23 protein-coding genes and 2 tRNA genes are annotated in these 26,897 nt (G+C 65.5%); 12 read left to right on the top strand and 13 right to left on the bottom strand.

Going from position 1 to position 26,897, the window contains the following annotated elements; genetic code table 11:
* Nucleotides 1-105 precede the first annotated feature (105 nt).
* Nucleotides 106-1,041, bottom strand: a complete 936-nt coding sequence (locus tag PAF18_RS07465) for a prephenate/arogenate dehydrogenase family protein (RefSeq protein ID WP_271117967.1) — start codon at nucleotides 1,039-1,041, stop codon at nucleotides 106-108.
* The gene (gene hisC / locus PAF18_RS07460) at nucleotides 1,038-2,138 is read right to left on the bottom strand and encodes a histidinol-phosphate transaminase (protein ID WP_271117966.1); all 1,101 of its coding nucleotides are present in this window, start codon (nucleotides 2,136-2,138) and stop codon (nucleotides 1,038-1,040) included. Before hisC ends, PAF18_RS07465 begins: the two co-directional genes overlap by 4 nt.
* Nucleotides 2,139-2,365: 227 nt before the next feature.
* Between hisC and PAF18_RS07455 the strand changes: the two genes are divergently transcribed.
* Nucleotides 2,366-3,652 (top strand): O-acetylhomoserine aminocarboxypropyltransferase/cysteine synthase family protein, encoded by a 1,287-nt coding sequence (locus tag PAF18_RS07455; protein ID WP_271117965.1) that lies wholly within the window; start codon nucleotides 2,366-2,368, stop codon nucleotides 3,650-3,652.
* A gap of 54 nt (nucleotides 3,653-3,706) precedes the next feature.
* Here PAF18_RS07455 and PAF18_RS07450 read toward each other — a convergent pair whose 3' ends face one another.
* The gene (locus PAF18_RS07450; protein ID WP_271117964.1) at nucleotides 3,707-4,999 is read right to left on the bottom strand and encodes an SIMPL domain-containing protein; all 1,293 of its coding nucleotides are present in this window, start codon (nucleotides 4,997-4,999) and stop codon (nucleotides 3,707-3,709) included.
* A 141-nt stretch (nucleotides 5,000-5,140) separates the two neighbouring features.
* Between PAF18_RS07450 and PAF18_RS07445 the strand changes: the two genes are divergently transcribed.
* A complete protein-coding gene (locus PAF18_RS07445) occupies nucleotides 5,141-8,422 on the top strand; it encodes a hypothetical protein (protein WP_271117963.1) in 3,282 nt (1,093 codons plus the stop codon).
* Nucleotides 8,423-8,428: 6 nt separating this feature from the next.
* Nucleotides 8,429-10,321 (top strand): monovalent cation:proton antiporter-2 (CPA2) family protein, encoded by a 1,893-nt coding sequence (locus tag PAF18_RS07440; RefSeq protein ID WP_271117962.1) that lies wholly within the window; start codon nucleotides 8,429-8,431, stop codon nucleotides 10,319-10,321.
* On the opposite strand, the gene PAF18_RS07435 is transcribed toward PAF18_RS07440, so the two are convergent.
* The 6 genes from PAF18_RS07435 to PAF18_RS07410 form a co-directional block, all read right to left on the bottom strand.
* The gene (locus tag PAF18_RS07435; protein ID WP_271117961.1) at nucleotides 10,318-10,860 is read right to left on the bottom strand and encodes a methyltransferase family protein; all 543 of its coding nucleotides are present in this window, start codon (nucleotides 10,858-10,860) and stop codon (nucleotides 10,318-10,320) included. The two genes, PAF18_RS07440 and PAF18_RS07435, sit on opposite strands and share 4 nt — an antisense overlap.
* Nucleotides 10,861-10,954: 94 nt before the next feature.
* A complete protein-coding gene (locus tag PAF18_RS07430; protein WP_271117960.1) occupies nucleotides 10,955-11,464 on the bottom strand; it encodes a CarD family transcriptional regulator in 510 nt (169 codons plus the stop codon).
* 324 nt (nucleotides 11,465-11,788) lie between these two features.
* A complete protein-coding gene (gene fdxA, locus PAF18_RS07425) occupies nucleotides 11,789-12,127 on the bottom strand; it encodes a ferredoxin FdxA (protein WP_271117959.1) in 339 nt (112 codons plus the stop codon).
* 91 nt (nucleotides 12,128-12,218) lie between these two features.
* On the bottom strand, nucleotides 12,219-13,064 hold the full coding sequence (olsA, locus tag PAF18_RS07420) for a lyso-ornithine lipid O-acyltransferase (protein WP_353620692.1): 846 nt from the start codon (nucleotides 13,062-13,064) through the stop codon (nucleotides 12,219-12,221).
* Nucleotides 13,046-13,831 (bottom strand): L-ornithine N(alpha)-acyltransferase, encoded by a 786-nt coding sequence (olsB, locus tag PAF18_RS07415; RefSeq protein WP_271117958.1) that lies wholly within the window; start codon nucleotides 13,829-13,831, stop codon nucleotides 13,046-13,048. The genes olsA and olsB overlap by 19 nt, the downstream gene beginning before the upstream one ends.
* Nucleotides 13,832-13,967: 136 nt before the next feature.
* A complete protein-coding gene (locus PAF18_RS07410; protein WP_271117957.1) occupies nucleotides 13,968-14,147 on the bottom strand; it encodes a DUF3553 domain-containing protein in 180 nt (59 codons plus the stop codon).
* 16 nt (nucleotides 14,148-14,163) lie between these two features.
* On the opposite strand from PAF18_RS07410, the gene PAF18_RS07405 reads away from it, so the two are divergent.
* Nucleotides 14,164-14,835 (top strand): histidine phosphotransferase family protein, encoded by a 672-nt coding sequence (locus tag PAF18_RS07405; RefSeq protein ID WP_271117956.1) that lies wholly within the window; start codon nucleotides 14,164-14,166, stop codon nucleotides 14,833-14,835.
* A gap of 21 nt (nucleotides 14,836-14,856) precedes the next feature.
* On the opposite strand, the gene PAF18_RS07400 is transcribed toward PAF18_RS07405, so the two are convergent.
* A complete protein-coding gene (locus PAF18_RS07400; protein WP_271117955.1) occupies nucleotides 14,857-16,179 on the bottom strand; it encodes a glutamate-5-semialdehyde dehydrogenase in 1,323 nt (440 codons plus the stop codon).
* Nucleotides 16,166-17,365, bottom strand: coding sequence for a phosphoglycerate kinase (locus PAF18_RS07395; protein ID WP_271117954.1), 1,200 nt, complete (start codon nucleotides 17,363-17,365; stop codon nucleotides 16,166-16,168). Before PAF18_RS07395 ends, PAF18_RS07400 begins: the two co-directional genes overlap by 14 nt.
* Nucleotides 17,366-17,518: 153 nt before the next feature.
* On the opposite strand from PAF18_RS07395, the gene PAF18_RS07390 reads away from it, so the two are divergent.
* A complete protein-coding gene (locus PAF18_RS07390; RefSeq protein ID WP_271117953.1) occupies nucleotides 17,519-18,025 on the top strand; it encodes a peptidylprolyl isomerase in 507 nt (168 codons plus the stop codon).
* Nucleotides 18,018-18,614: a peptidylprolyl isomerase gene (locus tag PAF18_RS07385; protein ID WP_271117952.1), complete on the top strand. Its 597-nt coding sequence runs from the start codon at nucleotides 18,018-18,020 to the stop codon at nucleotides 18,612-18,614. Before PAF18_RS07390 ends, PAF18_RS07385 begins: the two co-directional genes overlap by 8 nt.
* A 103-nt stretch (nucleotides 18,615-18,717) precedes the next feature.
* Here the strand turns inward: PAF18_RS07385 and PAF18_RS07380 are convergent, their stop codons facing one another.
* Together PAF18_RS07380 and tyrS are read right to left on the bottom strand one after the other, a co-directional pair.
* Entirely contained in the window at nucleotides 18,718-19,287 is a 570-nt protein-coding gene (locus PAF18_RS07380) for an ankyrin repeat domain-containing protein (protein ID WP_271117951.1), read from the bottom strand.
* A complete protein-coding gene (gene tyrS / locus PAF18_RS07375) occupies nucleotides 19,284-20,522 on the bottom strand; it encodes a tyrosine--tRNA ligase (RefSeq protein WP_271117950.1) in 1,239 nt (412 codons plus the stop codon). The genes PAF18_RS07380 and tyrS overlap by 4 nt, the downstream gene beginning before the upstream one ends.
* A 56-nt stretch (nucleotides 20,523-20,578) precedes the next feature.
* Here tyrS and PAF18_RS07370 point away from each other — a divergent pair, with 56 nt between their 5' ends.
* The 6 genes from PAF18_RS07370 to ptsP all read left to right on the top strand — a co-directional run bounded on the left by PAF18_RS07370 (nucleotide 20,579) and on the right by ptsP (nucleotide 26,881).
* Nucleotides 20,579-21,736, top strand: coding sequence for an anhydro-N-acetylmuramic acid kinase (locus tag PAF18_RS07370; protein WP_271117949.1), 1,158 nt, complete (start codon nucleotides 20,579-20,581; stop codon nucleotides 21,734-21,736).
* Between the two features lie 45 nt (nucleotides 21,737-21,781).
* Nucleotides 21,782-21,858 (top strand) — tRNA-Asp (locus tag PAF18_RS07365).
* Nucleotides 21,859-21,881: 23 nt separating this feature from the next.
* Nucleotides 21,882-21,958, top strand: a tRNA-Asp gene (locus PAF18_RS07360).
* 225 nt (nucleotides 21,959-22,183) lie between these two features.
* Entirely contained in the window at nucleotides 22,184-23,113 is a 930-nt protein-coding gene (locus tag PAF18_RS07355) for a class I fructose-bisphosphate aldolase (RefSeq protein WP_271117948.1), read from the top strand.
* Nucleotides 23,114-23,332: 219 nt separating this feature from the next.
* Nucleotides 23,333-24,592 carry an aspartate kinase gene (locus PAF18_RS07350; protein WP_271117947.1) on the top strand — a complete coding sequence of 420 codons (1,260 nt, stop codon included), beginning with the start codon at nucleotides 23,333-23,335 and terminating at the stop codon, nucleotides 24,590-24,592.
* Between the two features lie 33 nt (nucleotides 24,593-24,625).
* The gene (gene ptsP / locus PAF18_RS07345) at nucleotides 24,626-26,881 is read left to right on the top strand and encodes a phosphoenolpyruvate--protein phosphotransferase (protein ID WP_271117946.1); all 2,256 of its coding nucleotides are present in this window, start codon (nucleotides 24,626-24,628) and stop codon (nucleotides 26,879-26,881) included.
* Nucleotides 26,882-26,897 lie beyond the last annotated feature (16 nt).

The raw sequence follows: 26,897 nt of genomic DNA, 5'->3' as shown, positions 1-26,897 counted from the left end.
CGGACGCCTTGACGTCATCGCCGCGACAGCGCAGCGGCGGCGGGGTGAAATCGGGTCGCGACCTCTCGCGTGACAGCGTCCCGAGGGTCGGTCTGGATCGCCGGCTCAATCGACCTTTCCGGCGGGCGGCTTTGCGCTGCGGCCGAAATCGGGTGCGTCAGTGTCCTGACCGGCTTCGATGATGCCCCGGCGGATGGCGCGGGTATGGGTGAAATAGTCATGCAGATACTCGCCGTCCCCCATGCGGATGGCGCGTTGCAGCACGAAAAGCTCCTCGGTGAAGCGGCCCAGAATATCCAGCACCGGTTCCTTGTTGGTCAGGAACACATCGCGCCACATAGTCGGATCAGAGGCCGCGATCCGGGTAAAGTCGCGAAAACCGGCGGCGGAGTATTTGATGATCTCGGTTTCTTTCACCCGCGTCAGGTGATCGGCGACGCCCACCATCGTATAGGCGATGAGATGCGGGATATGGCTGGTGACGGCCAACACCAGATCGTGGTGCCCCGGCTCCATATCCTCGACATTGGCGCCGAGGGCGCGGATGAAGCGCCGCAGCCGCGACACCTCTGCGGGATCGGCATCCTCGGGCGGTGTCAGCAGCCACCAGCGATTCTCGAACAGCTCGGCGAAACCGGCATAGGGACCGGATTGTTCGGTCCCCGCCAGCGGGTGGCCCGGAATGAAATGGACATGGGCGGGCAGATGCGGGGTGACCTGTTCGATCACCTCCTGCTTGACCGAGCCGACATCGGTGACCACCGCGCCCTGTTTCAGATGCGGTCCGATCTCGGCCATGACCTTGCCCATCGCGCCAACCGGAACGCAGAGCACGACCAGATCGGCATCGCGCACGGCGGCAGCGGCATTGTCGGTGATATCGTCGCAAAGCTGCAGCGACCGCGCCGCCGAGCGCGAACGGGCCGAACGCGCCGTGCCGCTGATCCGGCCCGCCGCCCCGGCGCGCCGCGCCGCCAGCGAGATCGACCCGGCAATCAGACCCAGCCCGATCAGGGCGACCTTGTCGTAAATAACGCTCATGCCTGACCCCTTTCGGCCATGAAACGGCCTATGACATGGGCGACGCGCCGGCAGGAGGGTTCGTCGCCCACGGTGATGCGCAGGCAGTTCGGCAGCCCGTAACCGGCCACCTTTCGCACGATCAGCCCTTCGGCCTTCAGCGCTGCGTCGCAGCCATCCGCGACCGCCTCGTCCGCGAAACGGGCGAGGATGAAATTCGCGCAGGATGTATCAGACGGCACGCCTTTCTCGGCCAGCGCTCCGGCCAGCCAGTCGCGCAGCCGTGCATTATCCTCGCGCGAGCGGGTGACGTGATCCTGATCGTTCATCGCCGCTTCTGCCCCGGCAAGCGCGACGTTTGACAGGTTGAACGGCCCGCGGATGCGGTTCAGCACGTCAATGATCTCGCGCGGGCCATAGCCCCAGCCGACGCGGAGACCGCCAAGCCCGTAGATTTTCGAGAAGGTCCGGGTCATGAAAACATTGCTCAGCCGCGTGGCCAGCGCGGCCCCGCCATCGTAGCCCGTCACATATTCCGCATAGGCGGCGTCGATGACCAACAGCGCGCCTTCGGGCAGTCCGTTCGCCAGCCGTTCAAGCTGATCCAGCCCGATCATCGTCCCGGTCGGATTGTTCGGGTTGGCGACAAAGACCAGCTTGGTCCGCGCGGTGCAGGCGGCCAGTATCGCGTCCACATCGGTGACCCGGTCGCGTTCGGGCACGGCAACGGGCGTGCCGCCCGCCGCCATGGTCGAGATGCGATACATCAGGAAACCATGCTCGGTGAACACGACCTCGTCGCCCGGTCCGACATAGCACTGCGCCAGAAAATGAATGATCTCGTCCGAGCCCACACCGCAGATGATCCGGTCGGGGTCCAGCCCGTGCACCCGCCCGATCGCCTCACGCAAGGGGCGGTGATCCGTGGACGGGTAGCGGTGCATCTGATGCGCGGCGCGGGCGACCGCCTCGCGCGCTTTTTCCGAAGCGCCGAACGGGTTTTCGTTGGAGGACAGCTTCACCACGTTATCCATCCCCTGCACATGCGCGGCGCCGCCCTCATACAGCGCGATCTCCATGATGCCGGGCTGGGGCCGGATGCGGGGCTGGTCGGACATGATGCGTCTCCTTTCGTCCCGCTCTCATAGCTGTGGCGGAAGCCGTTGGAAAGCGGGCGAAAGCGCCGCAGGGCCGGGTTGTGTACGGGTTGTGCTTTGGGTGTCGGCGGGAAGCGGCGTGGAAGCGGTGTGGCGGGGGCGGTCAATGCGGAGAATGCGGGGCAGTTCTTCATTGCACGCCACGCAGAGCCCGCCCTAAGCTGCGGGCAGATCAAGGGGGAAGAGTTATGAGCGATCCACTGGGCTTCGACACGCGCGCCATCCATGCCGGCACGCCGCCCGATCCGGCCACCGGGGCGCGGCAGGTGCCGATCTACCAGACAACATCCTATGTCTTCAAAGATGCCGACCACGCTGCGCGGCTGTTCGGGCTGCAAGAGGTCGGCTATATCTATTCACGGCTGACCAACCCGACCATCGGCGCGCTTCAGGCGCGCATTGCCGATCTCGAAGGCGGGGCAGGGGCGGTCTGCACCGCCTCCGGCCATGCCGCGCAGATCCTGGCGCTGTTCCCGCTGATGGCGCCGGGCAAGAACATCGTCGCCTCGACCCGGCTTTATGGCGGCACGGTGACCCAGTTCAGCCAGACCATCAAGCGCTTCGGCTGGTCAGCGAAATTCGTCGATCTGGACGATGCCGAGGCGGTGCGCGCGGCGATCGACGACGACACCCAGGCGATCTTCTGCGAATCGATCTCGAATCCCGGCGGCTATGTGACCGACATCCCGGCCATGGCCGAGATCGCCGAGAATGCCGGCATTCCGCTGATCGTGGACAACACCCTGGCGACGCCCTATCTGTGCCGCCCGATCGAGATGGGGGCGACACTGGTCGTGCACAGCCTGACCAAGTTCATGACCGGCAACGGCACGGTGACCGGCGGCGTGGTCGTGGATAGCGGCACATTCGACTGGTCCGCCTCGGGCCGGTTCCCGTCCCTGTCAGAGCCCGAGCCGGCCTATCACGGGCTGAAATTCCACGAGACCTTCGGGAATCTCGCCTTCACCTTCCACGGCATCGCCATCGGTCTGCGCGATCTGGGGATGACCATGAACCCGCAAGCCGCGCATTACACGCTTCTGGGGATCGAGACGCTGCCGCTGCGGATCGAGAAACATGTCGCCAATGCGAAACATGTCGCCGATTGGCTTGAGAAAGACGACCGCGTGACCTCGGTGACCTATGCCGGTCTAGAAAGCTCGCCCTGGAACGCGACGGCGCAGCGGCTTTATCCGAACGGGGCGGGGTCGCTGTTCACCTTCACGATCAAGGGCGGATACGAGGCCGGGGTGAAGCTGGTCGATTCGCTGAAACTGTTCAGCCATGTCGCCAATCTGGGCGATTCCCGCTCATTGGTGATCCATTCGGCTTCGACCACCCACCGCCAGCTGACCGAGGATCAGCAGATCGCGGCCGGGGCCGGTCCCGATGTGGTGCGGCTCTCCATCGGGCTGGAGGACGCCGAAGATCTTATCGCCGATCTCGATCAGGCGCTTGCTGCGGCCACCGGCTGAGCGGGGGCGGCCAGAGTATCAGCCCGGCCAGCAGATGCAGGCCGGGCCGAGATGTCAGTTGCTGCTTGTCGGGCTTTCCGCATCGGTCGAGGCATCCGATGCTGCATCCATCTCGATGTCGTCCGGATTGGGCAGAGTTTCGGTGGACACATCGGTAGCGGCCTCGATCTCTGCCTCGGCTTCTGCCTCACTTGCCTCGCCGGTCGGGTCTTCGGATGCGGTGTCGCTTTCGGTGCCGCTGGCGGAAGGCTCTTCGGCGTCGCCGCTTGGGGCTGTGCCCTGCGCGGGCGATGCATCAGGCGGCGTCTCTGCCTCGTCCGCGTCTGGTGCGGCGGTGGCCTCGGTCGCCGGCAGCGGCATTGGATCGCTTGTCACATCGTCACCTGCTCCGTCTTGGCCAGACGGTGCCGGGGGCGCGTCGGGGCTCTCGGTGGGTGCGGGGCCGGACGGCATGTCGCGGGGCCTGTCGCTTCCGCGCGCCTCATCGCCGCGATCCCGATCCCCACGATCCTCCTCAGGGTTCTTGTCGCCGCGATCTCTCTCACCGTGCTTATCGCCGTGATCGCGATCCTTTCCGCCCGGCATGGCGCAATCCTCGCCACTGGCGAGCGCGAAGGTCAGTTCGACCTCTGAGGTGAACGCCACCTCGCCGCCCTCGACGGGAATGCTGTTCGACTGCGCGCCTGCCGCGTCCATCGCGCGCATCGCCATCGGGCCGGGCGAGGCAATCTCGGCCCGCGGCTCGCCCATGCGCATCAGCCGGCCCAGCTCAAGGCCCGCTGCATCGGCCATGACCCCTGCGCGATGGGTGGCATCCTCGACGGCCAGGCTCAGCGCCTCGTCCTCGGTTGCCTGTGAATCTTCGCGGATGAAGCGGATGCCCTGCATTTCATTGGCGCCGGCATCGACGATGCTGTCCAGAACCTCGCCGACGCGGCCGATATCGGTGACCCGCACGGTCAGCATGTTATGGGCCATATAACCCTCGATCGACGGCGCAGCTCCGCCTTCGGGATAGTTCATCATCGGGTTCAGCGTCAGCCCCGATGTCTGAATGTCCGGAGATTCGACACCGGCATCGCTCAGCGATCGCAGCACGGCGTCCTGCTGCTGCGAGTTCTGCTGCATGGCCGCATCGGCGGTTTCGGCCTGAGTGGTGACGCCCAGCGAGATCATCACCTGATCCGGCGCGACCCGCGCCTCGCCGTGACCGGCCACGGTGAGCATTCCGGGGTGACCGCAGGACTGACCCATGCCGGGCGCGGCCATGGCCGGGGCGGTCAGAAGGGCGGCGCAGGTTCCGCCGAGCAGGGCGGCAATAAGGCGGTTGGAGCGAGGGGCAGGCATGGCGTCTCCTTGTGGTTGTCTCTGTCCGGGCAACGCCGCCGCAGCATGTTTTGTTCATTCACAACCGCGCGCGTTCTTCCAATGGGCGCGCGTTCGGGTTATGCAGGTAAAAAACAAGCCAGCCGGATAAGGCCAGAGCAGATGAACGAGCAGAGCATGATGGGGGCCGAAGCCCCTGACAGGGATTACGCATTGGGGTTCCAGCCGGACGGGGTGCAGCTTCTGCATCGCGACGGCAGTCAATGGGCGGAGCTGGGCAGGGCGCCGTTCGACGGCGATCTGCGCGCAGGTCTCGGCGGTTTTGCGCAGCGCATCCGTGCCGCGAATGCGCCAGGTCTGGCATTGGTGATCCCCGAGGACCAGATCCTCTACACCGATCTGGTGCTGCCTTCGGCGGCCACGACCCGCGATGCGGTTCAGGCCGGTCTGGACGGGCTGACGCCTTACCGGGTCGAAGATCTTGCCTTTGACTACGTCCCCGCCGACGCGGCGCCCGGTGCGTCTGTCAAGATTGCAGCGGTCGCGAAGCAGACGCTTCAGGAGGCCGAGGATTTCGCCGTTCGTCACGGGTTCGCCCCTGATCGCTTTCTCGCCGCGCCCGCGTCCGGCAAGTTCCCCGGCACGCCCGATTTCGGCGCCACCGAGCTTGCCGCGGAATGGGCCCGCGCCGCCGAGCTGACAGAGATTGCCGCGTCAGACGACGCCGCAGAGCCCCAGACCATCGTCACCGCGCCGCCGGCCGCGCCCGACACGGATGGGGCGAAAGACACCGCGCCCGCATCAGCGATCCAGGGCGAGCCACGATCGGATCTGACGATGACGGAACCTGACACCGTGCCCGGCACTCTAATTTCGCGCGTGATCCCGCATGTCATGGCGCAGCGTGCTGACGAAACCCCGACCGACATGCTTGCAGTGTCCGCCGCGACGGTGACGGGTTCCCTCGACATGGCCGGGGCGGCGAGCGCGGCTTCGGTCAATCGCGGTTCAATCGTGCTGCCCGGCGAGGATCCCGTCGCGGAGCCGCAGGCCAATGAGCGCAAGACCGAGCCGCGCGACGCGGGTGACGCGGATAGCCCGGCCTCAGGCTCTGATGCGATGGCTGAGCCGGTCGCCGAAAAACCGCTCTCCGAGCGGGCGCGGGCATTTCATGAACGCGCCAGCGAGGGCCGGAAGGCGCGTCCGGCGCCGACACCGCCCGCGCGCCCGGCACAACCCGGACGGATGGGGCTGAAAGGGGCGTTGCCTCTGGTTTTCCTGCTGCTGATCGCGCTCGGCATCGCCGCGGTGCTGAGCGGTCGTGAGACCGGGCAGGAGGCCGAAATCGCTGCAACCGAACCCTCCGCCTCTGTCGCAGAAGCGCCGAGCGGCGCTGCCCCGGCCGAGCTGGATGATGAGGCGTCGCTTGAGTCTGCTGCGCCCGCGCCGGAAGAAAACGCCCCTTCCGAAAGCGCCGCCGCTGACACAGCCAACGCGGTTCAGAGTGAGACCATAGCGGAAGAACTCGCCGCCGGGTCCGGCGCTGCCGAAACGGTCACTGAAACGGAAGCTGGTGCGCCCGATCGCGCGCTCGATGCTCAGCCGGTCACCACCGACAGCGAGACCGCAGCCGAGGCGGGTGACGCGGACACAGGCACCGACCCCTCCGCCGATCTCCCAGCCGTCACGCTGCGCGAGGATGCCGACGTCGCCGCGGAATCGCCCGACCAGGAACCGCTTCTCGCGCCTGCCGAGACCGCCACGAGTGCCGCCGCACGGATGGTCGATTCCGTCTATCGCAGCGCTGATCCGGTCGGTGAGAGCGAGACGACTGCCGCGGATGCGCCGCCGCCGAGCACGGAAAATGCAGCAGCAACTGCGACGGAGCCTGGCCCCGATCAGCCTGCCGTGACTGGAGCACCGAGCTCTGGGCCCGCGACGGTGACACGTTCGGCCCGGCCAGTGTCGCGGCCCGCGGATCTTTCCCGCAGCGTGAGCTCTGCGTCCGGGACGGCTGGCGGAACCGCCCCGGCCACTGCGCCGGCGCGGCCTTCGTCTGAGCCACCGGCGGAACCCCCGGCGAGCCGCGCCGATATCGGGAGCGCCTCAAATGCTCCCGCACCCGGCGCTCCGGCCAGTTCAACGCTCAGCAGCTCGGCGCGTCCGGTGACGGCGCCGTCGCGCGGCAGCCCGGCTGCCGGATCTGCCGCGCCGGATCCGCGGCCCGACGTGCCGCGCAGCCCGCAGCCCTATGAGCGGCGCGAGCAGCCCGAGCCGACCGGCATCAGGCCACCGCCGAAGCCGGACAGGGAAGCATCCGCTCAGGGCGCCGTGTTGCAGTTGCAGCCGGCGCCTCGTCATATGGCGCTGTTCTCGCTGCGCGGGCAGGGGGCGGCCCTGTCCCGGATCGACGCGCCGTGGCAGCAAGCAGCATCGGAAACCATGAGCTTTACGCCGGTCCGTCTCGCGCAAGCCCGCCCGGCCCCGCGCCCGACGCGCAGCGATGCGGTAGATGATGCGGTTGCGGCGGCGCTTGCCCCCGAACGCCCGGCCACGCCCGAGAACAGCCCTGCACCCGACAGCGCGGCCTCGGCGCCTGCTGCGTCGTCCGGCGCGACCCGGCTCAGCAGCTCGGCGCGTCCCTCGCGCAAGCCCGGCAACGCCCGATCTGCTTCGACCGCTGCTGCTGCGGCCGCTTCTGCGTCGAGCGGAGCGGTCGAGGCGGCAATTGCCGAGGCCGTGTCGTCGTCCCCCGCCGTTCCGGGGCGGGTGGCACTGACCCCATTGACCAGCTCATCCCGCCCGCTGCGCCGGGGCACACCGCCCGCGGCCTCGGGCAATTCGAACGACACCGATGCGGCGGTGACAGCCGCGCTCGCCGATTCTCCCGCGGATCGCGATGACGGGACACTTGCGCCAGAGCCAGAACCTGATGCAGGGGAATCGAAAGCCGAGGCCGAGGCCGCGGCACTGGCCGAGCGCCGCCGTCTGGATGAAGAATTGCAACGCCAGGCCGAGCAGCGCATGCGCGAGCGTGCCGCATCCGATGCCCGCGCCGCCGCCCAGGCCAAGGCTGCCGCAGAAGCCCGCGCCCGTGCGCAGGCAGAGGCCGAAGCCGCCGCCGCCGCCCGCCGCAACCAGACCTATCGCCCGCCCGAGATCGACAATGAACCCGAGGTGCGGTCCGCTGCGGTCGCCAGCAGCGGCAATGCTGCCAGTTCGGCAACGACCAAGGGGATCGATCTGAACGCCACCCAGCTGATCGGCACGGTCGGCGCAGGCAAGGCGAGCCGCGGCCTGATCCGTCTGCGCAACGGCAAGATCGTCACCGTGCGGCTCGGCGACAAGATCAATGGCGGGCAGATCACCGAGATCGGCAATGGCGGCTTGCAATATGTCCGGGCCGGGCGCAAATACGCTCTGCCGATTTTGAACGGGCGCTAATTTGAGATGGCCGATTTTCTGCTGCTTGCAACAGTCTATCTGTTGACGATGATCATTGCCGTCCCGGTCTCGACGAGACTGGGGCTAGGTTCGGTGCTGGGTTATCTGATCGCCGGGATCGTGATCGGTCCGGTGCTTGGCCTGGCCGGGCAGGAAATGCACGATCTTCAGCATTTCGCGGAATTCGGTGTGGTGATGATGCTGTTCATCATCGGGCTGGAACTGGAACCCCGCGTGTTGTGGAGCATGCGCTCCCGGCTGGTCGGTCTCGGCGGTTTGCAGATCGCGGGAACGCTCGGGCTGATCTTTGTCGTCGCGCTGCTGCTGAATCAGAGCTGGCAGGTGGCGCTGGCAATCGGGATGATCCTGTCGCTGAGCTCCACCGCGATCGTCCTGCAGACACTGACCGAAAAGAACCTCATGCAGACCCGGGGCGGACGTGATGCGTTCGCGGTGTTGCTGACCCAGGATATCGTGGTGATCCCGATGCTGGCGCTGATGCCGCTTCTGGCCCGATCGCCGGTGCAGGAGGCCGGTGCCGAATCGGTTGGCGGCGCCTTCATGGCGCAGCTTCCGGGCTGGGCGGCGGCGCTGGCGACGCTGGCCGCCATCGCGCTTGTCGTCCTGATCGGCATGTATGCGATCCGGCCGCTTTTCCGCTTCGTCCACTCGGCCCGGCTGCGTGAGATGGACACGATCATGGCGCTGTTCATCGTCGTCGGGATCGCCTCGCTCATGAGCTTTGTCGGTTTGTCCCCTGCGCTCGGCACCTTCCTGGCCGGGGTGATGCTTGCCGGGTCCGAGTTCAAGCACGAGCTGGAATCCCAGATCGAGCCGTTCAAGGGTCTGTTGCTGGGTTTGTTCTTCATCACCGTCGGGGCGGGGATGAATTTCAATCTTCTGGCCGAGATGCCGGTGCTGGTCATCGCGGTGACGGCGGTGCTGATCGCAATCAAGGCGGGTGTGCTGAATCTGATTGCCCGCTCAGCTCGGATGCCGCCGCGGGATCGCGCGCTGTTCACGCTGTCGCTGGCGCAGGCCGGCGAGTTCGGCTTTGTGCTGGTGTCTTACGCGGTGGCGCTGAACGTGCTGCCGGACCGCATGGCGCAGGGCTTTCTGCTGGTCATCGCGCTGTCCATGCTGATCACGCCGCTGCTGTTCATCGCCAGCGACAAGCTGCGCCGCCGGATGGCCGAGAGTCATGGCGATGCGCAGGGCCCCGACGATATCGAGGATCAGCAGCCGATCATCATTGCCGGGATCGGGCGCTTCGGGCAGGTGGTCAACCGTCTGGTGACGTTTTCGGGGCTGAACACAACGGTGCTCGATCACGATCTCAAGCTGATCCAGCTGATGCGGCGCTTCGGCTTCAAGGGATATTTCGGCGACCCGACGCGGCCCGAGATCCTGTCCGCCGCCGGTCTCGACAAGGCGCGGATCCTCGTCGCCGCGCTGGATGATCCCGAGGCCAATCTCAAGCTGGTGCAATATGCGCGCGAAAAGCGCCCGCACGGGCTGACGATCATCGCCCGTGCGCGCGACCGGATCACGGTCTATGCGCTCTATAAGGCCGGGGCGGATCACATCGTCCGCGAGATGTTCGATTCGAGCCTGCGTGTCGGGCGCTATGTCCTGGAGAATGCAGGATTTTCCGAATACGAGGCGCATGAGGCCGAGGCGATCTTCTATAAGATTGACCGCAACAGCCTGCGCGAGCTGGCTGAGCTTTGGGATCCGGGCATCCCGGCAGAGGAAAACGAGCCCTATATCGACCGCACTCGCCGCGTGAACCAGGAGCTTGAGACCGCGCTGATGGAGCGGTTCTCTCACGGTCCGGCGGCAGGTCCGATCACTTCGGACGAGGACGACCCCGAACCGGAGCACGGGCTGAAGGATTAATCGCGCCGGGGCAGGCCGAGCCAGCGCGGGGTGCGGCGGGCGTAGTCCCGCCATGCGGGATCGCGGCGCAGCAGCTCTTCCTCACGGTGGATCTGGATCGAAGCCGCGCCGGTGATGAGCAGGGCGGCGGCGACCATGATCCAGCCCGCGACCGGTATCAGTGCCCAGGCCAGAAGAATCTGCCCGACAAAGACCGGGTTGCGTGAGAGGCGAAACGGGCCGTCGATGACCAGCCTCCCGATTGCGCCCTGCGCCGCGCCGATGCGCCAGGACGCGCCCATATGCAGCTGTGCCCAAAGCGCAAGACCCGCCCCGATCGCGGCGAGGATGATCCAGAGCGCACCACCGCCGAAGCCATGGAACAAGGGCCAGATCACCATCGCCACAAAACCGAGCCGGAATCCCCAGGCCGATAGCGTCTGCCCCGGCGCATGAAACAGCCAGACCGAGCGCTCTGCGCGTTTCTGCGCCAGGGCGGTCAGCCACAGAAATGCCGCAACATATCCGGCGCTGACCAGCCAGGCGATAAACCGGATCATCTCCATTGGAGCTCTTTCGATGCGGGCTGCGTCCCGGAGCCATGAAAAAGGGCCACCCAAGGGCAGCCCTTTCGCGATCTTGAAGCCGCTCGGCTTAAGCCGCGCGCGCGACCAGCACGTCATCCACCTTTTTCTGCGCCCCGGCAGCGTCGATGCCGCTGACGGCAGCGACCTCGCGGGTCAGGCGGTCGAGCGCGGCTTCGTAAAGCTGACGCTCGGAATAGGATTGCTCGCGCTGATCGTCGTTGCGGTGCAGATCGCGCACCACCTCGGCAATGGCAAGCAGATCGCCGGAATTGATCTTCTGCTCATATTCCTGCGCCCGGCGCGACCACATGGCGCGCTTGACGCGGGCCTTGCCCTTCAGCGTCGTCAGCGCCTGTTCCACCAGATCCGGGCTGGCGAGGCCGCGCATCCCGATCTCGGCGGCGCGGGCGGTCGGCACGCGTAGGGTCATCTTGTCCTTTTCGAAGGAAATCACGAACATTTCCAGCGCCATACCGGCGACTTCCTGTTCCTCGATCGAGACGATCTTGCCCACGCCATGCGCGGGGTACACAACGAAGTCATCGGGGCGGAATTCGGATTTCTTGGCTTTGGACATTCTGGTTCCTTCCAGTTGGCGCCGTGCTGCGCAGTGTCTCAGCGGCGCAAAAAACCCACGCGGCGGGGGCAGGCCCCTATCCGTTGGGTCATGTTATTACGATCATTGCTCCGTCGGGCAGACGACGGCGGGCCTTCCTTTCCATGCCGGGAGAGGGCACTCGCCCGGCAGAATATGTCACGAATATATCACAAAAACACGTGCCAAGAAACCCGCCTCGCTGCGCCGCGACATCGCGACGCAAAGGCCGGGTTTCCCGTTTGTTTTCAGCGCCTTGATCGTCATGCACTGAATAAGGCGGCGATTCGCCGCCCTTGCGCCGGCTCAGTCGCCCTCGCCGGGATTCGCGCTGAAATATTTCTCCAGCTTGCCGGTGACGCCGTCCATTTCCTCGGCCTGGGGCATCGGGTCCTTCTTCTGGGTGATGACTGGCCATTGCTCGGCATATTTCCGGTTCATCTCGACCCAGGGCTCCATATCCGGCTCGGTATCGGGGCGGATCGCGTCGGCCGGGCACTCGGGCTCGCACACACCGCAATCGATGCATTCATCGGGGTGGATCACCAGCGTGTTCTCCCCCTCATAGAAACAGTCCACGGGGCAGACCTCGACACAGTCGGTGTATTTGCACATGATGCAATTATCGGTGACGATATAGGTCATTCGCGCGTCCTTTTCGGCGTTCGGTGTTTCACCTAGCCCTCAGAGCAGGGCCTTTCAAGCCAATATCTGCGGGTTTTTCCGGGGGCGCTGCCTAAACCGCTCCGTCATGCGGCAACGCCGCGCGGATGGCATTTTCCGACAGGCGGGACAGCGTTTTGCGATCCTTGCCCGTGACGGGAATCGGTTCGTGCAGGTCGATTTCAGCGCGACCCTGTCTTGGCGCAGACAGCACCGCGAGAATATGCGGTCCAAGCGCCATATCCGCCCACCAGCCATAGAAGCGCGGGTCCTCTTCCTTCGGGGCGTGATAAATGACGGTCGCCGGCTGGATGGCCAGATCGGCGGGCAGCTCGGGTGAGAGAAAGCCCTGGAACAGGGTCGGCTTGAACGGCAGCACCCTCAGGCTGTCGCTCGAGGTGCCCTCGGGAAAGAACAGCAGCCGGTGCCCGGCGCGTGTGCGCGCGGCGAACTCGACCGCTTGAGCCTGCGCCAGCCGCCGGTCGCGGGCCACGAAATGCGTGTCGGTGACGCGGGTGAGGATGTTGATCCCCGGCCAGGTCGAGACCTCGGATTTGGCGACGAAGAAGACCGGCATGGCGGCGTTCAGCGTGAAGATATCAAGCCAGCTTGCATGGTTGGCCACGACGGCGCCCGGGCCGCGCATCGGCGTTCCGCGCCGCGTCCAGCCGATGCCGATGAAGAACAGAACCCCTCGGCAGACGCCCTGCACGAAAGGCCCGGTGACCGGGCGGCGCGGCCCGGCAAATACCCGCTCGATCAGGCGCAGCAGGATCAGGACGGGGACCCCGGCCGCCAGCAGCCCAACCGCCGGGACGCCACGGCGAAGAACCCGCAGCCAGCCGCGCCAGCCCGGACTGCGCATCTCCGGCAGTGGCGCCTTGGCCCAGCCTTGCGGCTCTAGCCCTTGCTCTGCCATCGGGACGTATAGAAAGCGCGATGCTTGGCCGACATTGCCCCGGTATCCATCAGAAGCAGCACGTCGGTGGTGTTGAAGTCGCGGTCGATAAAGGCGCCTTCGCCGACCCTGCCGCCGAGGCGCAGATAGGCCTTGATAAGCGCCGGCATGGCCACCATCGCGGCGCGCCGGTCGATCGCGTCGTCCGGGATGAGATCCATGCGGTGAAACCCGTCCGCGCGGGCAACGGGCCGGATCGCTTCGGGGGCGAGATGATGGTGATGAAGCCAGCTCAGCGGTTGTGCAAGCGTGTCTGTATCGGTGCCGTGGAACGAGGCGACACCGAACAGGATTTCGATCCCCAGCTCCAGCACATATTCCGAAAGCGCGTTCCACAGCAGGAACATGCCCGAGCCGCCGCGATATTCGGGCAGCACGCAAGAGCGCCCAAGTTCCAATAAGGGCCGGCCCGATGCCCGCAGTGGCGACAGATCATATTCGCCGTCGCAATAGAAGCGACCGAACTCGGCGGCGCGGCTGCCCGGCAAAAGCCGGTAGACTCCGACCACGTGATCCAGCGCCGACGCATCGCGGCGCTGATCGACCAGAACGAGGTGATCGACCACCTCGTCGAACTCGTCCCGCTCCAGCCGGGCCTCGTGATCGACCAGAGCGCCATCACCGCCCAGCTCCTCGACGAAGACGCGATAGCGCAGCCGCTGCGCGGCCTGAAGATCGGCCGTGCTGCGGGCAATGCGGATATCGAAGAAATGGCTGTCCGGATTCATCAGTTCGCTGCCTGCCAGAATGCGCCGTGTCTAGGCAAGAGGACGACGCTTTGCAATATCCGGCCTATCACCGAAGATTGTCTCAAATTGAATTGACACAGCTTTAGGTTGAATACATCTTGCGCGCATGCCGGACTTATTCCGTGTCCATATCAACGAGTTCCAGCGTCACGCGGGTGCCGTCGATCACCCGTTTGCCCGCTTCGGCGAAGTTGACGGTGATCCGGTCGCCGATCCGCGACTGGACCTGACCCAGCCCCCAGTCAGGGGCATGGGGATGGCGCACGATCATACCGGGTTCCAGAAATTCGTTCATCGAAAGCCTCTCTGACATGGAATACGCGTCACCACCTGCCGCCGCAATCTCTGCGGCGGAGCCGAATGAAACAGAAGCCGTGTTTGCCGCCCGGATTGCGGCGCTTGTCGGTTCGCGGCTCTGCCATGACCTTGTCTCGCCCATCGGCGCGATCGGCAACGGGGTCGAGCTATTGCAGATGAGCACTGCGGCGGCGGGGCTGGACGACAGTCCCGAGATCGCGCTGATCGCCGAAGCGCTGGCGTCTGCCCGTACCCGCATCGACTGCTTCCGCATCGCCTTCGGCGCGGCGGGTCAGGCGCAACGCATGACCCAGGCCGAGTTCGGGCGGCTGATCTCTGATCTGGGGCAGGGCGGGCGCAGCCGCATCGTCGCCGAGACCGAGGGCGATCTGTCGCGCGGCACGGTCAAGATGCTGCTGCTGGCACTGATGTGCCTTGAGACGGCCATGCCTTGGGGCGCGCAGATCACCATCCGGCAGACGGGTCGCGCCTGGCGGCTGCGCGCCATCGGAGACCGCGCCCGCGCCGATCCGCTGCTTTGGGCCTGGCTGGATGGCGGGGCAGAGGAGCTGCCCGAGCCCGACCCGTCCACGGTCCATTTCGCCCTGCTCGGGCTGGAATTGGCACGGGCCGGGCGCAAGGCGGATTGGTCGGTGGAAGAAACCGGCGCCAATATCTCGTTCTGATCCAGGCTAACCGCGCCGCTCTCAGCTGCGCGTGGTGCCGTCTCCGGTGACCAGATATTTGAAGCTTGTCAGCTGCTCGGCGCCGACCGGGCCGCGCGCATGCATCTTGCCGGTGGCGATGCCGATCTCGGCGCCCATGCCGAACTCGCCACCATCGGCAAATTGGGTCGAGGCGTTGCGCATCAGAATGGCGCTGTCGAGCCGGGCAAAGAAGCGCGCCGCCGCCGCGTCATCCTCGGTCAGGATCGCATCGGTATGGCCCGAGCCATGAGCGCGGATATGCGCAACTGCCTCGTCCACCCCGTCGACCAGCCGGACGGCGATGATGCTGTCGAGAAACTCGCGCCCGAAATCCTCCGGCGTGGCCTCGACCGTGCCGGAATGCTGCGCCAGCGCGCCTTCGGCCCGGACCTCGACCCCGGCCTCCAGAAGGTCGCGGATCAGGACATCGCCATGTTTGTCGTGGAAATCGCGATCGATCAGCAGGCATTCGGCTGCGCCGCACACCCCGGTCCGCCGCGTCTTGGCATTCAGCACCACGCGCCGCGCCTTTTCCAGATCGGCGGCGCCATCGGCATAGATATGGACGATCCCCTCCAGATGGGCGAAGACCGGCACCCGCGCCTCGCGCTGGACGAGGCCGACAAGCCCCTTGCCGCCGCGCGGAATGATGACATCGATCAGCCCCTGCGCACGGAGCATGGCGCTCACCGCATCGCGATCGCGGGTCGGCACGATCTGGATGGCCGTCTCCGGCAGACCGGCAGCGCGCAGCCCGGCGACCATGCAGCCATGCAGCGCGGAAGACGAGTGAATCGAGTCGCTGCCGCCGCGCAGAATTACCGCATTGCCGGATTTCAGCGCCAGAGCGCCCGCATCGGCAGTCACGTTGGGCCGGCTTTCATAAATCACCCCCAGCACGCCGAGCGGCGTCGATACGCGCTGGATATGCAGCCCGGTCGGACGATCCCATTCGGCCAGCACCCTGCCCACCGGATCGGGCTGAGCGGCGATGGCGCGCAGGCTGTCGGCAATCGCGTGCAGCCGGTCAGGCGTCAGGGTCAGGCGGTCGATCATCGCCTCTGACAGGCCTTTGGCTTGCGCATAATCCAGATCGCTCGCATTCGCTTCGAGGATCTCGGCCTCGCGCGCGGCAACCGCATCTGCTGCACCGTCGAGCGCGGTCCGCTTCTGTCCCTCTTCGGCAAAAGCCAGCTCTGCCGCCGCAACGCGGGCGGCCTCGCCCATCCGGGCGATCAGCGTCTCGGCCTGGTCGTTCGCGCCATCCATTGCGCTCTCCTTCTGCGAGGGCTCTGCCCCTGATCTGATGCTATTGGCGCCCATCGGCAAGGGCCGCCACGCCGGGCAGATCCTTGCCCTCCATCCATTCCAGGAACGCACCGCCAGCGGTCGAGATAAAGGTGAAATCCCCGGCCACACCGGCCTTGTTCAGCGCCGCCACCGTATCGCCGCCGCCCGCGACCGAGGTCAGCTTGTCCTCGCGGGTCAAGCGGGCGGCCTCTTGTGCGGCGGCGTTGGTGGCGTTGTCGAACGGGGCGATCTCGAACGCGCCGAGCGGACCGTTCCAGATCAGCGTCTTGGAGCTGGCGAAAACGTCGCTGATCGCCTGCACGGTCTCGGAACCGGCATCGAGGATCATCGCATCGGGCGGGCAGGCATCGGCGGGCACGGTTTCGGACGCGGCGCCCTCCTTGAACTCGCGTGCCACGACCACATCGGTTGGCAGATGGATCGTGCAGCCTGTCTCGCCCGCCTTGGCGAGAATGTCGTTCGCCGTTCCGGCCATGTCGCGTTCGGCCAGCGATTTGCCCACCTCGATGCCCTGCGCGACGAGGAAGGTGTTCGCCATGCCGCCGCCGATCACCAGATGGTCGACTTTCTCGATCAGGTTCGACAGCAGGTCGAGCTTGGTCGAGACCTTGGCCCCGCCGACCACCGCCACAACCGGGCGGACCGGATCACCAAGCGCCGCGTTCAGCGCGTCCAGCTCGGCCTCCATCAGCTTGCCTGCCGCCGAAGGCAGAAGCTGCGCCAGCCCCTCGGTCGAGGCATGCGCCCGATGCGCGGCCGAGAAGGCGTCGTTCACATAGATCTCGCCCAGTGCCGCAAGCGAGGCGGCGAAGGTCGGGTCGTTGCTTTCCTCTCCGGGATAGAAGCGCGTATTTTCCAGCAGCACCACATCGCCCGGCTGCATCGCCGCGACTGCGCGCTTGGCCGGACCTCCCACCGCTTCCGAGGCGAAGGTCACCTTCTGCTCAAGCGCCGCTTCGAGCGCGGGCTGGATCTGTTCCAGCGACATGCCATCGACGCGCTTTCCCTTGGGACGGTCGAAATGCGCCATCAGCACCACCTTACCGCCCGCGTCCTGGATCGCCCGCACGGTTGGCACGATCTTGTCGATCCGCGTGGTGTCGGTCACCTTGCCGTCATCGGTCGGCACGTTGAGATCGACGCGGGTGAGGACGACTTTTCCGTCGAGGTCCATATCTTCGATGCGGTTGAACTTCATCGCAGCCTCCGGTGCTATATCCGAACTGGGTTTTGGGGCATCCTCACAGGATCGTCAATGCGCCGTGCGGGCACCCGTGACGGCTTCGTGCGTTGCAGGGCAGGGTCGGACGGGTTACGTCTGAGCCCGAAGCGAATGCCAAAGGAGGCCCGCATGGCCGATATCAAGGATCCCGAGAACACCGTCATCATCGAGCTGAAGGACGGGCCGGTCACCATCGAGCTGCTGCCCGATGTCGCGCCCAAACATGTCGAGCGCATGAAGGAACTCGCCCGCGCTGGCGAATATGACAATGTCGCGTTTCATCGCGTGATCGAGGGCTTCATGGCCCAGACCGGCGATGTCGAGCATGGCGACATGGAGAATGACTTCAACGCTCGTCGCTGCGGCACGGGCGGGTCCAAGCTGGACGACCTGCCGGCAGAGTTCTCGAAGATCCCGCATGATCGCGGCACGCTGGGTGCAGCCCGCAGCCAGAACCCGAACAGCGCGAACAGCCAGTTCTTCATCAATTTCAAGGATAACCACTTCCTGAACGGACAATATACCGTCTATGGCCGTGTGATCGACGGGATGGAACATGTCGACGCCATCGCCCGCGGCGAGCCGCCGGCGAATCCGGACCGGATGATTTCGGTGAAGGTGGCTTCGGATGTTTGATAAACTCGCGATTTCCGCTGCCCTCTGCCTCGCCGTCGGTTCAGCATCGGCGCAGGGCATTCAGGGCGTCAGCGACGGCCCCGGCCCGAATCTGGTGATCGAAATCGCCGATGCCTCGGGCGAACCCAAGGGCACGATCACGCTGGATCTCTATGAGGACAAGGCACCCAACCATGTCGCGCGGCTCGTCGAGCTGGCGCAGTCCGGCGCTTATGACGGGGTGGTGTTTCACCGCGTGATCGACGGCTTCATGGCGCAGACCGGCGATGTCGAGTTCGGAAAGCAGGACGGCGATACCGCAATGGCCGGAATGGGCGGGTCGGACATGCCCGATCTCGAAGCCGAGTTCAGCGATGTCTCCTTTCAGGCCGGCACGGTCGGCATGGCCCGCAGCCAGGACCCGAACAGTGCCAACAGCCAGTTCTTCATCGATCTGGCACCTGCGACCTTCCTCGATGGGGAATACACCGTGGTCGGTCAGCTGGTCGATGGCTGGGAGGTGCTACAATCGGTGAAGAAGGGCGATCCGGCCGCGAATGGGTCGGTGGACGAGCCCGATTACATGGCCTCTGTCACCGTCAGCGAATGATCTGAGGGGCGGGCCGAACCCCGCAACCTGAGCAACTTCGCCCGCCGGATCAGCTCTGGCGGGCGTTTTGCGCTGCGGTCTGGGCGCTCAGCCCGGCACTCCGTCAGTCCCGCGCGCCATATTCGCGCAGCAATTCCTCGCAATAGCGGTTATGCGCCTCAGCTGCCAGCGACAATGCGGTCTGGCCATCGTCGGCGCGGGCATTGGGATCTGCCCCTGCCTCCAGCAGAGCAGCCACGACATCGTCGCGCTCGAACTCTTCCATCGCGGTCAGAAGCGGCGTGCGACCCTGATCGTCGCGGGCTTCGATATCGGCGCCGTATTCCACGATCAGCGGGACGTAACGTCCCTCGGAGATGATATGAAGAAGGGTGATGCCTTCGTCATTGGCGCTGTTCACATCGGCCCCGTGCTTCATCAGCAGCGCAAAGATCTCGGGGTCGAAAGACGTATCCATCCTCGTCACCGCCGAGAAACCGAATTCGCCGGTCGCGGTGGCATATTCGCGGTCCTCGCTCAGCATCTGCTCGACGAGATCGCGATCCCCGGTTTCCACCGCATGCAGAAATCGCTCGACGGCTTCTTCCTCGCCGGTCTCGGTCGGTGCCGTCTCTGGGGCGTCCCCGGCAGGCTGACCGAATATTTCCCTCAACATGCCGAGAAAACGATTCATGAGAGCTGCACCATCCGATGCTTCTTCCTGCCGACCGAGACCTTCAGCCCGTCGCCGATCACCGCCGCATCGACCTGTGTCTGCGGGTCGCTGACCGCTTCGTTGTTCAGCCGCAGCCCGCCCTCGGCGATCAGCCGCTTGGCCTCTTTGCCCGACCCGGTGATGCCGGTCTGCGACAAAAGCTGAACGACGGAGAGCGGCAGCGCATCCTCCCCGATCGTCACGATCTCCAGATCGCCGCCGGCGCCGCCCTGTTCGAACACCTGGCGCGCGGTCGCCTCGGCAGAGGCTGCCGCCTCGGCCCCGTGCAGCAGCGTGGTGACCTCGTTCGCCAGCCGCACCTTGGCCTCGTTGATCTCGGACCCCGCAAGCGCGCCCAGACGGTCGCATTCATCCACCGGCAATTCGGTGTAAAGCTTCAGGAAACGGCCCACATCGGCATCGGTGGTGTTGCGCCAGAATTGCCAGAATTCGTAAGGCGACAGCATGTCGCCGCTCAGCCAGATCGCGCCGCCCTGGGATTTGCCCATCTTGCGCCCGTCGCTTGTCGTCAGCAGCGGCGTGGTCAGCCCCCAGATCTCGGTATCGAGGACGCGCCGCGTCAGGTCGATCCCGTTCACGATATTGCCCCACTGATCCGAGCCGCCCATCTGGAGCGAACAGCCGTAGCGCCGGTTCAGTTCCAGAAAGTCATAGGCCTGGAGGATCATGTAATTGAACTCGAGGAAGCTCAGCGACTGCTCGCGATCCAGCCGAGACTTCACCGATTCGAAGCTGAGCATCCGGTTGACGCTGAAATGCCGCCCGATATCGCGCAGAAAATCGAGGTAGTTCAGCCCGTCCAGCCACTCGGCATTGTTCAGCATCATCGCGCCGCTTTGATTGTAGTCAAGATAGCGCGCAAAGACCCTTTGCATCCCGTCGATATTCGACTGGATCTGTTCGGGGCCCAGCAAGGGGCGCTCTTCGCTGCGGAAGGACGGATCGCCCACCTTGGTCGTGCCGCCCCCCATCAGCGTGATCGGGCGGTTGCCGGTTTTCTGGAACCAGCGAAGCAGCATGATGTTCAGCAGATGCCCGACATGCAGGCTGGCCGCCGTCGCGTCATAGCCGATATAGGCCGTGACCGGCCCCTCGATCAAAGCCTCGTCAAGCGCGGTCAGATCGGTGCAATCGGCCAGAAAGCCCCGCTCCATGATGATGCGCAGAAAGTCTGATTTTGGGGTCGGGGTCATGGGTTTTTCCTTCTCGATGTGCCGGATATACCGGGGCAGAGAAGGAAGGAAAACCCATGACAGGCAGGATGATCCGGGCTTTGGGCATGATGTCGGGCACCTCGCTCGACGGGGTGGATGCGGCGCTGATCGAAACCGATGGCGAACGGATCGGCGGGTTCGGGCGCAGTGGCTACCGCGCCTATTCCGGCAATGAGGCCGAGATCCTGCACGCCGCGCTTGGCCGCTGGCCGGGCGATGAGGGCGTGGCCGACGCCGCCGAGCTGTCGGTCGCGGCCCATGCGGCGCTTGCGGCAGAGTTCCCCGAGGCCGCGCTGATCGGCTATCACGGCCAGACGCTGACCCATGATCCGGGCGGGCGCGGCACGCATCAGGCAGGCTCCGGCGCGGATCTGGCGCGGCAGACCGGTCGCCGCGTGATCTGGGATTTCCGCAGCGAGGATGTGCGTCAGGGCGGGCAGGGCGCGCCGCTTGCGCCGTTCTTCCACTGGGCCTGTGCCGACTGGGCCGCGCGCGAGGGAACGATGGCGCCCGCGCCGGTGCTGTTTCTCAATCTCGGCGGGGTTGGCAACCTGACCTGGGTGGATCCGTCTGCGGCAGGGCCGGAACAGGGCTGCCTCGCCTTCGATACCGGCCCGGCCAATGCGCCGATCAACGATATGATCCGCGCGCGCGGGCTCGGCGCGCGGGACGAAGGCGGCGCGCTCGCGGCCAGAGGCCGCGCCGATCCGGCCATCGTCGATGACTTCCTGCGCCACCCCTATTTCGCGCGCACCCCGCCGAAATCGCTGGACCGGGATGCTTTTGCGGGTCTGTCGCGGGCGGTTGCGGAGCTTGACGCCGAAGATGCGGCCGCCACGCTTGTCGCCGCGCTCGCGGCCTCGGTCGTCGCCGGATTCGACCATCTGCCGTCGCCGCCCGAGCAGGTTCTCGTCTGCGGCGGGGGGCGTCACAATGCGGCGATCATGGCGGCGCTGTCATCGGCATTGCCCTGTGAGGTGCTGCCGGTCGAGGCGATCGGGCTGGACGGAGACATGCTGGAAGCGCAGGCCTTCGGCTGGCTGGCGGTGCGGGTGTTGCGCGGCCTGCCCACCTCCGGCCCGGCGACGACCGCCGCGCCCGCGCCGGTTTGCGGCGGGCGGATCAGCACGCCGCGCGGAACGGAATCGGATTTTTCCGATTCCTCGCTTGACGGCTCCGGCCACTCCGCGTAAATCCCCGCTACCCCGGCGGGCGATCATGCCGGGGTTGGTGAGCATGCGGTTGTAGCTCAGTTGGTTAGAGTACCGGCCTGTCACGCCGGGGGTCGCGGGTTCGAGCCCCGTCAACCGCGCCACCACCATCGCCCGAGAATGATGCGCGGTTGTAGCTCAGTTGGTTAGAGTACCGGCCTGTCACGCCGGGGGTCGCGGGTTCGAGCCCCGTCAACCGCGCCATCATTATCACCCCGCTCTCATTTCGTCCCGAAATACTGGCATCTTCGGTGTTCAAATACCTGTCATGCGCGGCTTGTGCAAAGCAGCCTGCGGTGGCGATTTTCCGCGATGCTTCCGGTATAGGTTGCGCTGCGGTCGCTAACATTCGCTTGTTAGCGCAACCGGCTGTTGCCGGGCCTCCCGGCGCTGCTACAACCGCGCCAGTTTCATTCATCGGGGGACGCCATGAAGGCCACCAATACCGTCAAGAAAATCCTCGCCAATTACGAAGGCGAAAATCCCGGCGTGAAGGGCAATCTCTGCCGCATGCTGATGCAGGGCAAGCTGGGTGGCTCTGGCAAGATGATCATCCTTCCGGTCGATCAGGGATTCGAACACGGCCCGGCGCGCAGCTTCGCGCCGAATGCGGCGGGCTATGATCCCCATTACCACTATAAGCTGGCCATTGACGCGGGGCTGAACGCCTATGCAGCCCCTCTGGGCATGATCGAGGCGGGCGCCGACAGCTTCGCGGGCCAGATCCCGACGATCCTGAAATGCAACAGCGCGAACAGCCTGATGTCCGACACCGCTGGCAAGAACCAGGCTGTGACGGCGACCGTGCAGGACGCGCTGCGGCTGGGGTGCTCGGCGATCGGCTTCACCATCTATCCGGGTTCCGACATGGCGCTGGACATGTTCGAGGAGATCTCGGAAATGCGTGCCGAGGCGGCCGCCGTCGGCATCCCCACCGTGATCTGGTCCTATCCGCGCGGTGAGGCGATCAGCAAGGATGGCGAGACCGCCATCGACATCGCAGCCTACGCCGCGCAGATCGCGGCGCTGCTGGGCGCGCATATCATCAAGATCAAGCTCTCGACCGACCATCTGGAAAACAAGGACGCCAAGAAGGTCTATGAGGCGCAGAAGATCGACGTCTCGACCCAGGCCAAGCGCGTGCAGCATTGCATGGACGCGGCCTTTGGCGGGCGCCGGATCGTGGTGTTTTCGGGCGGCGCGGCGAAGGGGGCCGACGCGGTCTATGACGATGCCCGCGCGATCCGCGATGGCGGCGGCAATGGTTCGATCATCGGGCGCAACAGCTTCCAGCGCTCGCGCGAGGACGCGCTGGATATGCTGGGCAAGCTGGTCGACATCTATAAGGGCCGCGACTGATCGCAGCCGCCGGACCGGGGCGCTGCCCCGGACCCCGGGATATTTGTGTCAGGATGAAGGGCCGCAACCCGCGGCCCTTTTTCGCGCTTTGCATTCCAGCCCCGCCGGATCGCAGCATTTTTGTGTCGCCGGGGCGCAGCGGCCTTGCGCGCAATGCGGTGCCGCCCTAGAAGGTGGCCGATTTTGAGACCTCGCAGGCGAGGCAGCTGGAGGGACGACATGCCCTTGTTGGTGATGAAATTCGGCGGCACCTCCGTCGCCGATCTCGACCGGATCCGGAACGCGGCCCAGAAGGTCAAGCGTGAGGTCGAGCGCGGCTATGATGTCATTGTCATCGTCAGCGCCATGTCGGGCAAGACCAATGAGCTCGTCGGCTGGGTCGAACAGACTTCGCCCTTGTTCGATGCGCGTGAATATGACGCCGTGGTCAGCTCGGGCGAGAATGTGACGGCAGGGCTGATGGCGCTGACCTTGCAGGAGATGGAGATCCCGGCCCGGTCATGGCAGGGCTGGCAGGTGCCGATCAACACCACCGACGCGCATTCGGCTGCGCGTTTCGTCGATATTCCGCGCGCCAATATCGACCAGAAATTCGGCGAGGGGTTCAAGGTCGCGGTGATTGCTGGTTTCCAGGGGGTGGCCGAGGACAACCGGATCACCACGCTTGGCCGTGGCGGGTCGGACACCACCGCCGTCGCCTTCGCCGCCGCTTTTGACGCCGAGCGCTGCGACATCTATACCGATGTGGACGGGGTCTATACGACCGACCCGCGCATCACCTCGAAAGCCCGCAAGCTGAGCCGCATCGCCTTCGAGGAGATGCTGGAGCTGGCCAGCCTCGGGGCGAAGGTGCTTCAGACCCGCTCGGTCGAGCTGGCGATGCGTTACAATGTCCGTCTCCGGGTGCTGTCCTCCTTCGAGGATACGGATGAGAACTCGGGCACTCTGGTCTGTGATGAGGATGAGATCATGGAATCGAAAGTCGTGAACGGCGTCGCGTTTTCCCGCGACGAGGCCAAGATCACCCTCGTGACGGTCGAGGATCGCCCCGGCATATCGGCGGCAATCTTTGCACCGCTGGCGGAGGCAGGGGTGAATGTGGACATGATCGTCCAGAATATCTCGGAAAAGAATTTCGAGCATCACAAGGGCTCGGTCACCGACATGACGTTCTCCTGCCCGATCAACCAGGTCGAGCGGGCGAAGAAGGCGATGGAAGATGCGCGCCAGTCGGGCAGCATCCAGTATGACGAGCTGATCGTCGATACCGATGTCGCCAAGGTCAGCGTGGTCGGGATCGGCATGCGCTCTCATGCGGGTGTCGCGGCGCGCATGTTTCGGGCACTTGCCGATGAAAACATCAATATCAAGGTGATCTCGACCTCCGAGATCAAGATCTCCGTGCTGATCGACCGCAAATACATGGAGCTGGCCGTGCAGGCGCTGCATGATGCGTTCGAGCTGGAGAAATCCGCATAACGCCGCGCAACGGGCGCGACAGGGCAGGGGGCGATGCCGCACCGCAAGGACAGTGACTCTCGGCGATTGCTGCGCCGGCTGCGCGATACGCTCGGCTCGGCCGGGGCGAGCCAGGACCGGCTGGACAGCATCACCCATCACATCGCCGATTCGATGGGAACCGAAGTCTGCTCGATCTATCTGTTCCGCGATTCCGAGACGCTGGAGCTTTGCGCGACCGAGGGGCTGAAGGCCGAGGCGGTGCACCAGACCCGGCTGCGGCTGGGCGAGGGTCTGGTCGGACGGGTCGCGCGCACGGGGCGGCATATCAACAGCGCCAATGCGCCATCCGAGCAGGGTTTCCGCTTCATGCCCGAGACCGGCGAGGAGGTATATTCCTCGTTTCTCGGCGTGCCGATCCAGCGCGTCGGCGAGAAGCTGGGCGTTCTGGTCGTGCAGTCGCGCGAGGCGCGGCAATTCACCGATGACGACGTCTATGGGCTGGAGGTCGTCGCCATGGTTCTGGCCGAGATGGCCGAACTTGGCGCGTTTCTGGGCAATGCCGATGACAGCCTGCCGCTCGCCCATCGCTTCCCCAGCTTCTATCGCGGCGCGAGCGGACAGGAGGGCGCGGCAGAGGGTCGCGTCTGGCTGCACGAGCCGCGCGTGGTGGTGGCCAACCCGGTCGGCGACGACCCGGAGACCGAGCGCAGGCGGCTGTATGAGGGGGTGGCGACACTGCGCACCCGCGTCGACAAGATGCTGGCCGATGCCGATATGGTCGCCGAAAGCGATCAGGCGCAGGTGCTGGAGGCCTATCGCCTGTTTGCGCATTCCCGCTCGTGGTTGCGGCGGATGGAAGAGGATATCGATCTCGGTCTTTCTGCCGAGGCCGCGGTCGAGAAAGAACAGTCGCAGACCCGTTCCCGGCTCGAAATGGCCGCTGATCCCTATCTGCGCGACCGGTTGCATGATCTCGACGATCTCTCGAACCGGCTGCTGCGCATCCTCAGCGGGCAGGGCAGCGATACCGGCGCAGAGATGCCCGACAACCCCATTCTCGTCGCGCGGAATATCGGCCCGGCGGAATTGCTGGATTATGGGCGGAAGCTGAAAGGCGTCGTTCTGGAAGAGGGCAGCGTCGGCAGCCATGCCGCCATCGTCGCCCGCGCCTTGGCGATTCCGCTGGTAATCCATGCCAGCCGGATCACCACCGAGGCGCTGAACGGCGACCCGATTCTCGTCGATGGGGATGCCGGCATCGTGCATCTGCGCCCCGAGGACAGCGTCGCTGCCGCCTTCCGCGACAAGATCGCGATGCAGGCCGAGGCGCAGTCGCGCTATGCCGGGCTGCGCGACCAGCCAGCCGAGGCGCTTTGCGGTACGCGGATCGAGCTGTTCATGAATGCGGGTCTGATGGCCGATCTGCCGAGCCTCGAAAATTCGGGTGCGGAAGGGGTCGGGCTGTTCCGCACCGAGTTGCAGTTCCTGACCCGCACGAGGGTGCCGCGCCGATCCGAACTGGCAGCGCTGTATTCGCGCGTCATGGAGGCCGCGCATGGCCGCCCGGTGGTGTTCCGCACCGTTGATATCGGCTCGGACAAGGTGTTGCCCTATATGAAGCCGCAGGATGAGCCGAACCCGGCCATGGGCTGGCGGGCGATCCGCGTTGGGCTCGACAAGCGCGGCGTGCTTCGGATGCAGCTGCAATCGCTGATCCGGGCGGCGGCGGGGCGGCCCCTGCACATCATGTTCCCCTTCATTGCCGAGCCGTCGGAATATGCCGACGCGCAGCGCATGCTGATGGAGGAGCTAGCGCGCGAACAGAAATTCGGCAGGCCGCTGCCCATGGATATCCGTGTCGGGTCGATGCTGGAAACTCCGGCGCTGGCCTTTGCTCCGGTGAGTTTCTTCAGGTCATGCGATTTCGTGTCGATCGGGGGGAACGATCTCAAGCAGTTCTTCTTCGCCGCCGATCGCGAAAACGAACGCGTTCGCCGCCGCTATGACACGCTCAGCGAGCCGTTTCTTGCCCTGCTGGATCAGATCATCGCGCGCTGCGCCGAGGCCGGGGTGACGCTGTCTTTCTGCGGCGAGGACGCAGGCCGGCCGGTCGAGGCGCTGACCTTTGCCGCGCTCGGCATAAGGCGGCTGTCGATGCGCCCGGCCTCGATCGGCCCGGTAAAGCATCTGATTCGGAAGACCTCGCTGACCGAGCTTCGCGGTCTGATCGACGCCGCCCGCGCCGATGGTCGCCCGGTGCGTCGTGCCGTGACCGAGTATCTGGCGCAGGCGGGCAGCTCGCGCTAGGCTCCGCCCATCTCTG

The sequence above is a fragment of the Paracoccus sediminicola genome, assembly GCF_027912835.1.
Classification (GTDB): Bacteria; Pseudomonadota; Alphaproteobacteria; order Rhodobacterales; family Rhodobacteraceae; genus Paracoccus; species Paracoccus sediminicola.
Note: the sequence above shows the minus strand (reverse complement) of the source record. Positions and strands in the feature narration are given on the sequence as shown.

What these genes read in the sequence shown, in the direction of transcription:
- PAF18_RS07465 (WP_271117967.1), bottom strand. Translation starts at nt 1,041, where the DNA reads ATGAGCGTTATTTACGACAAGGTCGCCCTGATCGGGCTGGGTCTGATT.
- hisC (WP_271117966.1), bottom strand. Translation starts at nt 2,138, where the DNA reads ATGTCCGACCAGCCCCGCATCCGGCCCCAGCCCGGCATCATGGAGATC.
- PAF18_RS07455 (WP_271117965.1), top strand. Translation starts at nt 2,366, where the DNA reads ATGAGCGATCCACTGGGCTTCGACACGCGCGCCATCCATGCCGGCACG.
- PAF18_RS07450 (WP_271117964.1), bottom strand. Translation starts at nt 4,999, where the DNA reads ATGCCTGCCCCTCGCTCCAACCGCCTTATTGCCGCCCTGCTCGGCGGA.
- PAF18_RS07445 (WP_271117963.1), top strand. Translation starts at nt 5,141, where the DNA reads ATGAACGAGCAGAGCATGATGGGGGCCGAAGCCCCTGACAGGGATTAC.
- PAF18_RS07440 (WP_271117962.1), top strand. Translation starts at nt 8,429, where the DNA reads ATGGCCGATTTTCTGCTGCTTGCAACAGTCTATCTGTTGACGATGATC.
- PAF18_RS07435 (WP_271117961.1), bottom strand. Translation starts at nt 10,860, where the DNA reads ATGATCCGGTTTATCGCCTGGCTGGTCAGCGCCGGATATGTTGCGGCA.
- PAF18_RS07430 (WP_271117960.1), bottom strand. Translation starts at nt 11,464, where the DNA reads ATGTCCAAAGCCAAGAAATCCGAATTCCGCCCCGATGACTTCGTTGTG.
- fdxA (WP_271117959.1), bottom strand. Translation starts at nt 12,127, where the DNA reads ATGACCTATATCGTCACCGATAATTGCATCATGTGCAAATACACCGAC.
- olsA (WP_353620692.1), bottom strand. Translation starts at nt 13,064, where the DNA reads ATGGCAGAGCAAGGGCTAGAGCCGCAAGGCTGGGCCAAGGCGCCACTG.
- olsB (WP_271117958.1), bottom strand. Translation starts at nt 13,831, where the DNA reads ATGAATCCGGACAGCCATTTCTTCGATATCCGCATTGCCCGCAGCACG.
- PAF18_RS07410 (WP_271117957.1), bottom strand. Translation starts at nt 14,147, where the DNA reads ATGAACGAATTTCTGGAACCCGGTATGATCGTGCGCCATCCCCATGCC.
- PAF18_RS07405 (WP_271117956.1), top strand. Translation starts at nt 14,164, where the DNA reads ATGGAATACGCGTCACCACCTGCCGCCGCAATCTCTGCGGCGGAGCCG.
- PAF18_RS07400 (WP_271117955.1), bottom strand. Translation starts at nt 16,179, where the DNA reads ATGGGCGCCAATAGCATCAGATCAGGGGCAGAGCCCTCGCAGAAGGAG.
- PAF18_RS07395 (WP_271117954.1), bottom strand. Translation starts at nt 17,365, where the DNA reads ATGAAGTTCAACCGCATCGAAGATATGGACCTCGACGGAAAAGTCGTC.
- PAF18_RS07390 (WP_271117953.1), top strand. Translation starts at nt 17,519, where the DNA reads ATGGCCGATATCAAGGATCCCGAGAACACCGTCATCATCGAGCTGAAG.
- PAF18_RS07385 (WP_271117952.1), top strand. Translation starts at nt 18,018, where the DNA reads ATGTTTGATAAACTCGCGATTTCCGCTGCCCTCTGCCTCGCCGTCGGT.
- PAF18_RS07380 (WP_271117951.1), bottom strand. Translation starts at nt 19,287, where the DNA reads ATGAATCGTTTTCTCGGCATGTTGAGGGAAATATTCGGTCAGCCTGCC.
- tyrS (WP_271117950.1), bottom strand. Translation starts at nt 20,522, where the DNA reads ATGACCCCGACCCCAAAATCAGACTTTCTGCGCATCATCATGGAGCGG.
- PAF18_RS07370 (WP_271117949.1), top strand. Translation starts at nt 20,579, where the DNA reads ATGACAGGCAGGATGATCCGGGCTTTGGGCATGATGTCGGGCACCTCG.
- PAF18_RS07355 (WP_271117948.1), top strand. Translation starts at nt 22,184, where the DNA reads ATGAAGGCCACCAATACCGTCAAGAAAATCCTCGCCAATTACGAAGGC.
- PAF18_RS07350 (WP_271117947.1), top strand. Translation starts at nt 23,333, where the DNA reads ATGCCCTTGTTGGTGATGAAATTCGGCGGCACCTCCGTCGCCGATCTC.
- ptsP (WP_271117946.1), top strand. Translation starts at nt 24,626, where the DNA reads ATGCCGCACCGCAAGGACAGTGACTCTCGGCGATTGCTGCGCCGGCTG.